The sequence below is a fragment of the Paenibacillus alkalitolerans genome (assembly GCF_016482785.1).
Lineage (GTDB): Bacteria > Bacillota > Bacilli > Paenibacillales > YIM-B00363 > Paenibacillus_AE > Paenibacillus_AE alkalitolerans.
Map to the genome: position 1 here is coordinate 75081 of NZ_JAEMXM010000018.1, position 13093 is coordinate 88173.

Annotated in this window: 12 protein-coding genes; 4 read left to right on the plus strand and 8 right to left on the minus strand. The window is 52.3% G+C overall.

What is annotated here, in order from left to right; genetic code table 11:
• Positions 1–5: 5 nt before the first annotated feature.
• Positions 6–887 (minus strand): lipoyl synthase, encoded by an 882-nt coding sequence (gene lipA, locus JET16_RS22320; RefSeq protein WP_199620600.1) that lies wholly within the window; start codon positions 885–887, stop codon positions 6–8.
• A gap of 152 nt (positions 888–1039) precedes the next feature.
• On the opposite strand from lipA, the gene larE reads away from it, so the two are divergent.
• The 3 genes from larE to larC are packed head-to-tail and all read left to right on the plus strand — an operon-like array spanning position 1040 to position 3579.
• A complete protein-coding gene (gene larE / locus JET16_RS22325; RefSeq protein WP_325176759.1) occupies positions 1040–1882 on the plus strand; it encodes an ATP-dependent sacrificial sulfur transferase LarE in 843 nt (280 codons plus the stop codon).
• Positions 1879–2643, plus strand: a complete 765-nt coding sequence (gene larB, locus JET16_RS22330; RefSeq protein WP_199620606.1) for a nickel pincer cofactor biosynthesis protein LarB — start codon at positions 1879–1881, stop codon at positions 2641–2643. Before larE ends, larB begins: the two co-directional genes overlap by 4 nt.
• 6 nt (positions 2644–2649) lie before the next feature.
• Positions 2650–3579 (plus strand): nickel pincer cofactor biosynthesis protein LarC, encoded by a 930-nt coding sequence (gene larC / locus JET16_RS22335; protein WP_199620608.1) that lies wholly within the window; start codon positions 2650–2652, stop codon positions 3577–3579.
• 94 nt (positions 3580–3673) lie between these two features.
• Here larC and larC2 read toward each other — a convergent pair whose 3' ends face one another.
• Positions 3674–4159, minus strand: a complete 486-nt coding sequence (larC2, locus tag JET16_RS22340) for a nickel pincer cofactor biosynthesis protein LarC2 (RefSeq protein WP_325176760.1) — start codon at positions 4157–4159, stop codon at positions 3674–3676.
• 171 nt (positions 4160–4330) lie between these two features.
• On the opposite strand from larC2, the gene JET16_RS22345 reads away from it, so the two are divergent.
• Positions 4331–5341: a M23 family metallopeptidase gene (locus tag JET16_RS22345; RefSeq protein ID WP_199620681.1), complete on the plus strand. Its 1011-nt coding sequence runs from the start codon at positions 4331–4333 to the stop codon at positions 5339–5341.
• A gap of 18 nt (positions 5342–5359) precedes the next feature.
• Here JET16_RS22345 and yunB read toward each other — a convergent pair whose 3' ends face one another.
• The 6 genes from yunB to JET16_RS22375 form a co-directional block, all read right to left on the minus strand.
• Entirely contained in the window at positions 5360–6124 is a 765-nt protein-coding gene (gene yunB, locus JET16_RS22350) for a sporulation protein YunB (RefSeq protein ID WP_199620612.1), read from the minus strand.
• A gap of 113 nt (positions 6125–6237) precedes the next feature.
• Positions 6238–7068: a carbohydrate ABC transporter permease gene (locus JET16_RS22355; RefSeq protein ID WP_199620614.1), complete on the minus strand. Its 831-nt coding sequence runs from the start codon at positions 7066–7068 to the stop codon at positions 6238–6240.
• Between the two features lie 3 nt (positions 7069–7071).
• Positions 7072–7971, minus strand: a complete 900-nt coding sequence (locus JET16_RS22360) for a carbohydrate ABC transporter permease (RefSeq protein ID WP_199620616.1) — start codon at positions 7969–7971, stop codon at positions 7072–7074.
• 157 nt (positions 7972–8128) lie between these two features.
• Positions 8129–9496 carry an ABC transporter substrate-binding protein gene (locus JET16_RS22365; protein WP_199620618.1) on the minus strand — a complete coding sequence of 456 codons (1368 nt, stop codon included), beginning with the start codon at positions 9494–9496 and terminating at the stop codon, positions 8129–8131.
• A gap of 96 nt (positions 9497–9592) precedes the next feature.
• Positions 9593–11185 (minus strand): response regulator, encoded by a 1593-nt coding sequence (locus tag JET16_RS22370; protein ID WP_199620621.1) that lies wholly within the window; start codon positions 11183–11185, stop codon positions 9593–9595.
• Positions 11157–12950 carry a cache domain-containing sensor histidine kinase gene (locus tag JET16_RS22375; protein ID WP_199620624.1) on the minus strand — a complete coding sequence of 598 codons (1794 nt, stop codon included), beginning with the start codon at positions 12948–12950 and terminating at the stop codon, positions 11157–11159. The genes JET16_RS22370 and JET16_RS22375 overlap by 29 nt, the downstream gene beginning before the upstream one ends.
• Positions 12951–13093: the final 143 nt, after the last annotated feature.

The following is a 13093-nucleotide window of genomic DNA, read 5'->3' on the forward strand; positions in this document are numbered from 1 at the left end:
TGTTGTTAGCTCCCCCTCGCCGACTCCACCTGTTCATGCGCATGGTACGAGCTCCTGACAAGCGGTCCCGATTCCACATGCGCGAAACCGCGCTTCAAGCCTTCTTTCTTCAAGGCGGCGAACTCGTCCGGCGTATAATATTTTTCTACATATAGATGCTGTTTTGTCGGTTGTAAATATTGTCCGATCGTCATAATATCGCAGTCCACCGAGCGCAAATCGTCCATCGTCGCAACAATTTCATCCAACGTTTCGCCCACGCCGATCATAATCGACGACTTCGTACGAATATTGGGGGCATATGTTTTAGACCTCTGCAGCAGCTCCAAAGACCGGCGATATTTCGCCTTGGAGCGCACACGGTCGGACAAACGTTCCACGGTTTCCACGTTATGATTCAATATGTCCGGACGAGCATCCAGCACCGTGTGCAGCGACTCCTCGCGTCCCAAGAAATCCGGAATAAGCACTTCGACCCCGCACATAGGCATTCTCCGGCGGATCGCGCGAATCGTCTCCGCAAAAATCGAAGCGCCTCCGTCCGTCAAATCGTCCCTTGCAACGGAAGTGACGACACAGTGACGCAGTCCCATCTGTTCGGCGGCTTCCGCCACCCGCTCCGGCTCCGCAAGGTCGAGTTCCGTCGGCAGTCCCGTCTTCACCGCACAAAACCGGCACGCCCGAGTGCATATATCGCCGAGAATCATGAACGTCGCCGTTCGGTTCGCCCAGCATTCGTGAATATTCGGGCATTTCGCTTCCTCGCACACCGTGTGAAGCGTCTTGGAACGCATCATGCTTTTGATTTCTTTGAAGTTCTTGTATTTCTCCCCGGAAACGAGGTCTATTTTCAGCCAATCGGGTTTGCGTTCGATCGTTCTCGCCATTGGCGGCATCCCTTCCTTCCAAAAAAACGATTCGCTCCAAAACATTTACTTTCTGACATTATAACATGAACTGAACTCCATTCCACTTCGGATGGTGATTTGTGCTATCATTAGTGAATATGGAAGCATATCGGGAAAAGGGGAGGACCGACGTGGAACGCAATCTGACTTTGGAACAAAAGGACGCGCTGCTCGGTGAAATTTTGCGCGATATGGGACATGTACTGGTTGCTTTCTCGGGAGGCGTGGACAGTACGTTCGTGCTTAAACGCGCTTTCCAAGAGTTAGGGGATCAATGCGTCGCGGTCACCGCCGCTTCGGAGACGTTTCCTACCAGGGAGTTCGACGCGGCCGTCGCGCTTGCCGAACAAATGGGCGTTCGTCTCATCAAGACCGAGGTGTCCGAGCTCGACAATGCGGATTTTGTCGCCAACAATCCGGATCGCTGCTATCATTGCAAGACGGGGCTTTATTCGCATCTGAGACGCATAACGGCGGAGCAAGGGTACGGGTTCATCGTCGACGGTTCAAACGTCGACGATCTTGGAGACTACCGTCCCGGGCTTGCAGCGAAGACGGAGCAAGGCGTCCGAAGCCCATTGCAAGAAGCGGGCTTTACGAAGAACGAAATCCGGGAGCTTTCGAAACGGCTCGGGCTTCCGACTTGGAATAAGCCGTCGTTCGCCTGCCTATCCTCTCGAATCCCTTACGGAACGAAGATCGAGAAGCATAAGATCGACCAGCTTGACGAGGCGGAGAACTTCTTGATGGGACTCGGGCTTTGGCAGGTGCGCGTCCGTCATCATGAGAAAATCGCCCGCATTGAAGTGATGCCGGAGGAAATGACGAAAGTGATCGCTCACAGCGGCAAAATCGATGAGAAATTCAAAGAGCTCGGCTTTCAATATGTCACTTTGGATTTGCAGGGATACCGGACCGGAAGCATGAACGAGGTGCTGGGGTCTGATATAAGAAAGAAGGCAACGGCTCAATGACGGATTTAATAGAGCTCTTGCTTCGCGTTCGGGAGGGGAAGCTTGACCCGGCGGAGGCCGAGAAGGCGATTCGCGCCGCGACGGCTTCCCCTGTCGCCGACCTCGGCTTCGCTCAGCTTGATTTGGAACGGGAACGGCGGACGGGCTTCCCGGAAGTGATTTTCGGCGAAGGAAAGACGGCCGAACAAATAACGGCGATTTTCCGCCGGTTGATGGAGAGCGGTGACCGCGTGCTCGCCACGCGAGTGACGCCGGAGAAGGCCGCCGTTGTAACTGCCGCATTACCCGCCGTTACATTTCACGAAACGGCGCGGGCCTTGACGTGGTTTAAGCGCCCGATCCTGCGCGTGCGCGACGGGTACGTGGCGGTAGTGTGCGCCGGCACGTCGGATCTTCCCGTCGCCGAGGAAGCGGCGCTTACGCTCGAATGCATGGGTTCGCACACGGAGCGTATTTACGATGTCGGAGTTGCCGGCATTCACCGGTTGTTTGCGCGGCTCGATACGATTCGCGGCGCTTCTGTAATCGTCGTTGCAGCCGGTATGGAAGGCGCATTGGTAAGCGTAATCGGCGGATTGGTCGACAAGCCGGTCATTGCGGTGCCGACCAGCGTCGGTTACGGTGCAAGCTTCGGCGGCGTATCGGCGCTTCTCACGATGCTGAATTCATGCGCGCCCGGAGTGTCGGTCGTCAATATCGACAACGGTTTCGGGGCCGGATATAACGCCGGCATTATTCATAAACAAATCGCGAAGAGGTAAATACGTATGCGCATCTTATATTTGGATTGTTTCTCCGGCATCAGCGGCGACATGACGCTGGCTTCGCTGGTCGACCTCGGCGCCGACAGCGATTACATCGAACGCGAACTGCAAAAGCTGAACGTCGATGAATATACCTTATCGTGGAGCCGCGTGGTGAAGAAGGGCATCGCGGCGTTGAAAGCGGATGTGCTCGTGCACGACCGTCATGACCACCATAAGCACGAGCACGAGCATGAGCACGAACATGAGCACCATGATGACCGCGACCGCCATCATCATGGACATGAGCACAAACACAGTCACAGCGATCAAGGCGATCATGGCCATCATCACCACCGCCATTATGCGGATATCGTGAAGCTGATTGAGAACGCGGGCTTAAGTACGCGGACGACGCAGATCAGCCTGGCCATCTTCGAGAAAATCGGCGCGGCGGAAGCAAAGATCCACAATATCCCGATGGACCGCGTACATTTTCACGAAGTGGGAGCCGTAGATTCGATCGTCGATATCGTTGGCGTCGCCTTGGCGATAGACAATCTGAATCCCGATTTCATCGTATGCTCGCCCGTACCGCTAGGGTCCGGCAGCGTACGCATCGATCACGGAATTTACCCTGTGCCCGCGCCCGCTACGCTGGAGATGATGCGCGGACTGCCCGTCGCTCCGTCACCGCATGCCGTCGAATTGACGACGCCTACCGGCGCCGGAATCGTATCGGCCGTCGTGAACGAATTTTCGCCAAGCTTGCCGCCTATGGTCGTAGAGGCAATCGGTTACGGAGCGGGCACACGCGATTTGCCGAATCAACCGAACGTATTGCGCACCGTTCTAGGCTTCGCCGAGAAACGGATCGGCCTTTGGCCCGCAACGCATTCGGAACATGTGGGCTCGCATCACCAAGAGCACGAACATCACCATAGAGAACAATAATCACTCCCCCTGGGCGGCGATCTCTCCCAGGGGTAATTTTCCGCTGCTTATCCGTTGAAGCCGCATTTCCCGCTTCAGAGGAAATTAAACTCCGTTACCGCGCCTCTCCCTTCGATTCAAGGTACAACCGCCTCACTTCATCGTACACTTGTTTTAACGGAACTCCATACCGTTCCGCCGCCGCGGCGCATTCGCGGTACTCCGGCGCATACTGAACCTCTTTCCCTTGGAACAAACCCACTTTTACCGGAATCGTCCCCCACTGCGTCTCTGTGTGAACGATCCGTCTTCCCAGCCGGTGCACGGAAGCGCGCAGCCTCCGCACCCCCAATGTGGTCGTTTCGCGAAACACAATTTCCTCCAGCCGTTCCACCGCCCGCTCGTCAGTCAATACGTTCAACATGACACCCGGACGGCCACGCTTCATAATAATCGGCACCCAATAGACGTCGTTCGCTCCTTCCGCGAACAGAAGATCCGACACATACGACGTCCACTCCGGATTCATATCGTCCAAATTTGCCTGCAGCAGCACCATGCCGTCATCTATGTGCTCATCAGCGTGCGCCTCTTCGAACACCAATTTTCACCGACTCCTTTTTTCGGGAAGATAGAAACATTTTCACAATAATTGTGCACATTAAAAATGATACCGAAAAACAGCAAGTTGGCAAATGGAGGCGAAACCGCGTTGATTAAGCGATATATTTCGATATTTGTGTTTGCCGCATTCGTCGTAAATGCAGTCGCAATGCCTTGTGCCGCATCGTCTGAATCCGCCAGGCAACCGAACCAAAATACGTCTGCCGGCAACGACAAAACCGTCGAATCGGCCCGCAAATCGCTTCTCGACACGTTTACGGAGCGAAGAGCGCTGTACGAAAATATCGGAACGATGACAGGCATCCCCTGGTACAACTTGGCCGCTATCGACCAATACGAACGAACGCTGAGCTTCGCTCATCCGAAAACCCGTCCTTTAAGGGATGGACTCATCGCGATTTATATGAACGAAGTGAAGTGGGTCGGCTTGATGAACCCGGACCATGAGGATACGAAACCGAGGTCGATCGCTTACTTCGACGGCTTCGGACGGGACGGCGACGGGGACGGGAAGGCCGACCGGAACAATGACGCGGATGTGCTTTACAGCGTCGCCCATTTCCTGCTGCAATACGGTACTTCTTCATCCGATTTCAATATCGGGTTATGGGAGTACTACGAAAATTCACGAAGCGTGGAAAGAATCAATCAATTTGCCCGGATTTACGGCAAGTACGGCACGTTGGATCTTCACCGCCACGCCTTCCCTCTGCCGCTTGGAGGAGATTATTCGTTCCGCAGCACGTGGGGGGCTTCCCGAAGCTATGGCGGCTACCGCATTCACGAAGGAACGGATTTGTTCGCCCATTACGGCATGCCGGTGCGCAGCACCTGTTTCGGAGTCATCGAGGTGATGGGGTGGAACCGGTACGGGGGATGGCGTGTCGGCATACGGGATTTGAACAACGTATATCATTATTACGCGCACTTGTCCGGTTTCAATAAGAATTTCCGCGAAGGAGACATCGTGGAACCCGGCACCGTCGTCGGGTGGGTCGGCAGCTCCGGCTACGGCAGGCCCGGAACCCAAGGCAAGTTTCCTCCTCACTTGCACTACGGATTATACCGGGATAACGGGCTTACGGAATGGTCGTTCGATCCGTACCCTCATTTGCGCAAGTGGGAACGGGAAGAGCGGAAACGCCGCAAACGCAAGTGAAGATAGAAGCCCCGCCCTTCAACGCGTCGTAACGGGCGGGGCTTCCGGCGTCTCCGCTTCTTCACCGCTTGCCGGAGGCACAGTAAGCGCGGGCGGCAAGGCGCCTCCGTTTAACGTTCCGGACGGATCTCCCTTGGAGTTGAAATAATACATCGGCACATCGCCGTTCACAAGTATATACGAGATCGGAATTTCGGTCGTCACGATTTCAGGTGCGGTCGCGAACGGAATGTAGATCATAACTTCCGCGGTGATCCGGACGAATACGGTGACGAGCAGCATGTTGATGCCGGCGTCTTCTTTTTTCGTGCCGAGATCGACTTGGGGCGCACCCGCCGCCTCGAATCGAATCGGGATGGACGGGCCGAACGAGGAAAGAATGACGCTGTCGAACGCTTGCCCGACCGGAACGTACTCGGTAAGATGCTTCTGCTTTCCGAGTGTTTTTTTCACAATGTTAACGACTTGCGACGATATTCTCGTATGCTCCGCGTAATTGAGCATAAATCCCGTTACATTGCCGCTGTAGTCGGTTCGCCAGTCGATCAGATTGTCGGTGTCGCCTTTTTCGGAGACTTGGTTCGCGATCGCCTTGTTGATGGCGTCCGTTGCCACTTGCCGCACACGGATGCGCGCTACGTCCATCAGCGGTTCGCGCAAATTTTTCTCGATAAATATAAACGTCTGCAGAGAAAAAATGAGCATCACGATCAGCGACAGCAAAAACACGGTTTTGCGGCTGAACGGCTTGCTCGTTTGGCTGCGGAACCTGCGACTTCGCATCTTGCGCCCTCCTCCGCTTGGTCGTTATCCCCATCTATATGCGGAAGTTTTGGGAAAAAGAAGAGAAGCCGTCCGTCAAAGCAGAGGGGCGATTACTCAAGGCGGGCGGCGGCCTATCCCTTTATGGCCCCGGTGGCGACACCTTTCACAAAATACTTTTGCAGCGCCAGGAACACCGCGAGCACCGGCACGATGGACATCGTCGTCCCGGCGAATATCATATCCCAACGGGACGTGAATTCGCCGACATAGTAGAATATTTCGACAATCATCGTTTTCGGTTCGCCCGACGGGAGAACCAGCATCGGCATCAGAAAGTCGTTCCATATTCCAAGTCCCTGCAGCACAACCATCGTTGCCGTACACGGTCCAAGCAGCGGGAAGACGATTTTCCAAAATATCCCCGTTTTGCTGCAGCCGTCGATTTCCGCGGACTCCTCGATTTCCCTCGGAACGCCTTTCAGGAAGCTTGTATATAAAAGCACGCCGAAGCCAACCGATCCGGAAATATATATCACAATGGGTCCGGCTAACCTGCCGTACAAGTAGATCATTTTCAATTCCTTGATCAGAGGAATCATATAGACTTGGAACGGGATCATCAAGCCGAACAAGAAGTAAATGAATACGCCGTTCGTCCATTTCTTGTTCGTTCGCTCGATCGCATAAGCCGCCATCGGAATGACGAGAATCATAAATATAATGGACAAAAAGGTTAAAATCGCACTGTTTAAGATTGCCAGGGGATAATCGGTCTCCGTCACCAAATACTTGAAGCTTTCCAAATACAGGCCTTGCGGAAACGCGATCGCATCGCGCAAAATCTCCCCGTTGCTCTTGAAAGCCGAGATGAGATTGAAAAATATCGGAAAGAAAAATACGGCGGCGAGCACCAGCGTAACGCTAAAAATTAATATATCCAAGAAGTGCCTCTTTTTTCGCATCGCTTAATATTGCACCTCCCTCTTCCGGAGCACCTTTATCTGAATAAGGGAGAAAATGAGCGTAATCAGGAACAGCACGATCGCGAGCGCCGTACCGAACCCTTGTCTGAGCTCCCCGAAGCCGACTTTATATATGATATAAGTTAACGTCTCGGTCGCGAAGCCCGGACCGCCATCGGTCATTACGGCGATCTGGTCGAATATTTTCAGTGACCCGATCATGGAGAGCATCACGCATACTGTCATCGCGGAAGCGAGCAGCGGAAATGTGATATAGCGGAACTGCTGCCAACCGTTCGCGCCGTCGATGCTGGCCGCTTCGGTCAATTCCTGCGGAATGCCTTGAATGCCGGCCAAATAAATGACCATGTAGTATCCGGCCGCTTTCCACACCGTGGAAAAAATAATGGAGATCAGAGCCATCTTCGGGTCGCCGAGCCAATCCATCTTCCAAGCCGATAAACCTATCTTATCGAGGAATTGGTTAACGACGCCGAAGTTGTAATTCAATATGATTACCCAAATAAATCCCATAACGATGCCGCTCATCAGCACCGGAAAGTAAAACACGCTGCGGAAAATGTTGCGGAACCAACGAACTTTGTCCACGAGCATAGCGAGAATGATGGCCAATACGTTCTCCAAAACCACGAGAGCAATCGTTATAAGAAGCGTGTTTTTCAGCGCATTATGCACCCGGGTGCTGTGCCAAATTTCGATGAAATTGCTGAAGCCGATATAACGGATGTCGTCGCTGATTCCGTCCCATGATGTAAAACTCAGCCAGACGGCGCTTGCCGTGGGGGCGATTACAAACGCGCTATAAAGTACAAATGCCGGCAAAATAAACCAAAACGCATAGTTGAACCATCTTTTCTTCCTTACAGGCCGCGTTGCCAACATGGTTTTCTCTCCCTGCCTTCCCTTTAAAGCCGTTCTAATATAAGGAGAACCTCTGCTGGCGCAGAGGTTGCTCCGAAATTGAACGTACTCTTGCTTTTAAACTTCCTCTACAAAGGACGTATCCGCTTCACTGAATGTGCTTCGATAGAAGCTTTTCTTATTTTTGATTCTGTATTACTTGATTGTCATATTCGGCGTCCGCGCGCTTCATGTATTCCGTGACGTCGCCGTTCTCCACGACCATCTCTTGCATCAACTTGTAATACCAGTTGCGGAACTGCGGCGGAATTGCATCATCGCCCCACCAGTTGTTGATCATGAGCGATTTCTTCACATTCGGGTCGTTTACATACTCCAACACTTTCGCAAATTGTTCGGTCGATTCGTATGTGATCGGTTCCGCAGTGGTCGGAAGAGCGTTAGCGGTTTCAAGGAACTTCGTATACTGCTCCTTGCTGAAGAAGAACCGGATGAACGATTTCATCGCTTCAACTTTGTCCGCATCTTTCGACGCTTCAGCCGAGAAGGACCAACCCGCCAAAGTCGGCAAACCGTTGACAATCAGATTGCCCTGCCGGTCGGGAATCGCATAGAAACCGAATTCGAAGTTCGGGTCCGCTTCCTTGATTTGCGTAAACATCCATGGTCCGGAGAACAGCTGCGCCGCCTTGCCCGTTACGAGAATGGACGCGGTTTGGTTGTCCGCCGTGCTGAGCCAGCCTTTGTCAACGTACTTGGTAAACAAATCTTTATAGTCGGTCATGGCCTGCGCAACGTTGGCATCGGTGAAGCTGACTTGTTTGGCCGTCCGTTTGGAATTCCAGTGCGGATCGTTGGCATACACTTGATCGATCAGAAACTTGTTAAGCCAGAAGCCCATGTGCCAAATGTCTTTGCCGCCTACCACGATCGGCGAGATGCCGGACGCTTTGAGCTTTTCCTGAATGGCAATGAACTCGTCGTATGTTTTCGGAAGCTCGGTTATGCCGGCATCGGCGTACGCCTTCTTGCTGTAAATAATACCTTGCGGCGCGTTCCCGACAATCGGCGCGACGTATTTTTTGCCGTTCAATTCCGGCAACGATTTGAAAATATCGTGAAGATCGGACGGCAGCTCGGCGACCCGGCCGGCGTCCACGAACACTTGGACGTCGCGCAATTCAACGAGGTCCGGATATTCGCCAACCGCGTCTTTCGTCTTCAGCCAATCCAGGTAAGAAGCGGTTCCGGTCTCGCTAATGTCCTTAATTTTGATGTGCGGATTCGCATCCGCGAACGCTTTGATCGCGTTAGCCATCGCTTGTCTGGTAGCCGGATCGCCCGAAGCGTAGCCGATTGTGAAGGATACCTCTTTCGGCGGAGCCGGTTCTTCTCCCGCTGAGTCACTATTTGTGTTGCTCTGCTGTTGTTCGGACGATTCGTCATTTGAAGCATTGTTTGCATTGTTGCCGCCGCCGCATGCGGTCAAGAAAACGGATAATGCCAGGACAAGCGTAAGAAGCGCGAATAGTGATTTTTTTGTCATGCTGCATGAACCTCCCCTTATTGTTAACTCAGTTAAAGAATAGCACCCCGTCCGATCGGTTTGAATGAAGTTTTTTAAGTCCCATATGCGCTATATTTAAGATTTTGCGGACTGCTTGAATTCCAGAGGAAGTTTACCGTACATCTTCTTAAACATGTCGCTGAAGTGACGCGCATTGTTGTAGCCCACTTTTTCCGCGATCTCGTACACCATCATGTCGGTGGTGGTGAGAAGCCGCACGGCGTTCTTCATCCGCACCTCCGTCACGTACTGCTTGAAATTTTGCATCGTATGCTTCTTAAAGAAGCTGCTGAAATAATAGGGGTTCATATAAGCGATCGAAGCGACGGAATCCAATGTGATTTCTTCCGCATAATGGTCGTCGATGTATTGTTTGATCCGCGCCATGAGCAGCTTTTCTTTATTCCCCGCCTTATCGTCTATCCGATGATGAAGTTCTTCCAGCATCCCCATGATGCCCTGCTTCATAGCCGCAAACGTTTCAAACCGATTCAACCGGCTTTGCAGGTCATGAATGTCGAATCCCCCGCCCGACAGCCTGATTCCCGAATTTTTCACTTCCTGAATGATGAACAACACGGACGAAAAGCAAGTCGAGACGGCAAGCGCCTGATTTCCGTACGCTGCGGTACCTATCGTATCGAGCATGCTTTTCATCGCCGACTTCGCCGCTTGCCAATCGTTGGAGGTGAAGCCGCGAACCGTCTCCGATCGAAGCGCATACAATTCGCTTTCGACATCCCTCTTCTGCTCGTGCTCGTGATACACGATAATGCGGTTCAATCCGAGGAAATACTTCATCGACAAAGCTTGCTCGGCTTCACGGCACGATTGAACGAGCAGCGCGATATCGGGCACGGGCCGACCGAGGCCGATGGAGGCTTCCAGCTTCAGATAGGAGCCGATTTTTTCCCGGATGACTTCAGCCAGCCGGATCGCTTCCTCGGGGTCGGCATGATCGACGGCATACATATGCCTTTTATTTTTATAAAACATTTGCCCTCGGCCATAGCCCGATAATAGTTCGGTCAATATATTCTCCACGGCGAAATCGACCAGCTTCTTTTCCTGATCGCGCCATCTCTCCGACTCGCCTCCGATGCCTTCAATATCCACGACCCCTATCGAATGGAACGGACCGTAAAATTCCGCTTTTATCGTCCGGTAAGCTTCGCTTTGTTCGGATAATGTTCCGTCCGTCAGCCGAACGAACCAATCCCGCATCTCCTCGTTCCGGCTTCTCCGTTCCAGCAGCTGGAGCTTGTCCTTCTGCCTTACCTGCTCATCCTCCTGCCGAAGCAGCGAGACTGTTTTGATCAGCACGTTCTCCAGCTCCCGCTTGACGAGCGGCTTCACCAAATAATCCACAGCCCCGTAGGCGACGGCATCCTTCGCATACGAAAACTCCTGATACGCGCTGATGAAGATGACTTTGACAGGCAGCGAACGCCGTTTGATTTCCTTGATAATGTCGATGCCGGACCTGTGCGGCATGCTTATATCGCTGATCGCTATGTCGGGTTTGTGCGTTTCGATTGCCTCCATCAGTTCATGTCCGTCGTACGCCTGCGCCACGATATCCATGCCGAGCGCTTCCCAATCGATCAGCTTTCGCAAACCTTTAATAATAAGCGGTTCGTCATCCGCCAGTATGACTCGTATCGCCATGCCTTGCCGCCTCCTTCCGGATCGGAAACCGCATCCGCACCGAGGTGCCGATATGCTTCTTGCTGCTGATTTCCAATCCGTAATTATCACCGCATACCGATTTGATTCGTTCATGGACGTTTTTCATCCCAACGCCCTTGACCGCCGTCTTCGGATCGTCGATCCTCGCGTTCAAGTCCGCCAAGCTTTCCTCGTCGATACCGACGCCGTCGTCATAAACTGTGACCGTTAAGTCCTCATCTATCGTCTCTATCGTCAACCAGACCTTACCTTTGCCGCCCTTCGGACGAATGCCGTGCTGAATCGCGTTTTCGACGATCGGCTGCAGCGACAGCTTTAAAATTTGCCACTCCGGATCGACGCCGGAAGCGACGTCAACGCGCAGCTCGATCCGGTTTTCAAAGCGGACGCCGATAATGTAGAAATAATCGTGCAGGTGATCCAATTCCCTGCGGATCGATACCCAGTCTTCTCCGTAGTCGATCACGTATTTCAGCTGATTGGACAAAGAAAGGATCATATCGGCCACTTCAGAGTCGTCGTTATGTACTGCGTTCATGCGAATCACTTCTAAAGTATTGTACAGATAATGCGGACGGATTTGGCTTTTCAACGCGTTCAGTTCCGCTTGCTTCCTGCCGAGCTCCGCAATGTACGCTTCATGGATAAAATTGTTCAAGCGCTCGACCATCCGATTGAAGCCGTGGGCCAGCCTCCCGATTTCGTCGTTGCCGTACTTCGCGACTTGCGTTTCCAAATTTCCGGACTCCACCTTCGCCATCTGTTTGATGATCACCCTGATCGGCTCCGCCAACCGCTTGGAAAACCATCCGCCCATCACTATCAATACGAATACGCATATCGCAATGGCGACATATACGGCAGATTGCGTCGATGTCAGCTGCTCGAACAGATCGTTCTTGGATATCCTCAGGACGACGCGTCCATTGAGGAAAGACAGCCTTTCGCTGATTACGAATTTGTCGCTGTCGGTTAAACCGGAAACCGGCCGCCTCGCGCCGATGATCTCCTCTTTATTGCTGTGGTATACAAAATCATTCCCGTCAAGCACATAGAGCTCGTCGTTGTCACCCAAATTCAGCTCTCTGAACATATCATAGAAAATACGGCTGTCGACATCTATGAATAACGCGCCTACCACTTTCCGGTCCGGTGTGACCGGCCCTGAAATATCGATCAAGCTGCGTCCGAAAGTAATGACATTCCGTTGGGAATTGAACACATATTTCATCGAATGGGTTAAGTGCACCGCCAGTCTTGTGGGGTTCTCTTGCAGCGGCAAGAGCCAAGTATCGATAGGCAATCGATCCGTCAGCAATGCATTTCCTTCGCGGGTTTGATAATAAAGCTTCTTGTCTGACTGTCGGACGAAAAAGGCGGTGCGAATATAGGGGTCGCTGTACAGCACCGTCTTTAAGAAGTCCTCGATCGGAATTTGATTGATTTGCTCCAACTGGTCTACGTAAAAGCTTTGACTAACCAAGGTGCTTTCCGTAGTCCCGTTGTTTTTGCTGTTATACATCAGTTTCGTGATTTCATTATAGTGATTAAATGCATTGTTCAAGTTATAACTCATATACAGTGTCATCTGCGTCAAGTTATTTACGGTGTACTTCTGCACGTGCCCGGTAAACGTTTGCAACGAAAACAAGCTGAGCGCGAAGAGCGGGATCATGCCTACCACAATGAACGCACCGGAAAACTTGACGAAAACACTGCTCCATAGCTGCCGCAACCCGGTCATCGGAGATGCCCCCTTCCAGAACAGTATAACATGAGATGAATGCGACTTTTTTCAGACCCGTATGCGGCTTTTTATATAAATATACGACAAGACCCTCCTCTTGACAGGAGAGTCTTGTTCATTTCAATTCAGCCGTTCTGCAA